We start from the raw sequence: 522 nt of genomic DNA on the forward strand, positions 1-522 counted from the left end.
CAGGGTCTGCGCCGACTCCTTGGTCGGCGGCTCACCCGGACGCAGCTTGCGGTAGATATCGAGCAGCGCTTCGTCCTGGCCCGCGGTGTTGTCCTTCTCCAGGGTGGACATCATGATCTCGGAGAAGCCGAACCGCTCGACAATCTCCTCACTGGTCCAGCCCAGGGCCTTGAGCAGCACGGTGACGGGCTGCCGGCGTTTGCGGTCGATGCGGACGCCGACGGTGTCGCGCTTGTCGACATCGAACTCCAGCCACGCGCCGCGGCTCGGGATGACCCGCACGCTGTGCAGGTCCTTCTCGGTGCCCTTGTCGACGGAGTGGTCGAAGTACACGCCCGGCGAACGGACCAGCTGGGAGACCACCACGCGCTCGGTGCCGTTGATGATGAAGGTGCCCTTGTCGGTCATCATCGGGAAATCACCCATGAAGACCGTCTGGCTCTTGATCTCACCGGTGTTGTTGTTGATGAACTCCGCGGTGACGAACAACGGCGCCGCGTAGGTCATGTCCTTGTCCTTGCA

At 63.4% G+C, this 522-nt stretch carries 1 pseudogene; it reads right to left on the bottom strand.

Features of this window, described 5'->3' with window-relative positions:
* Positions 1-522 (bottom strand): annotated as a pseudogene (locus ON20_RS22780) (DNA-directed RNA polymerase subunit beta); the annotation flags it as partial.

The sequence above is a fragment of the Nocardia brevicatena NBRC 12119 genome (assembly GCF_000308495.1).
In the GTDB taxonomy this organism is placed as follows: Bacteria; Actinomycetota; Actinomycetes; order Mycobacteriales; family Mycobacteriaceae; genus Nocardia; species Nocardia brevicatena.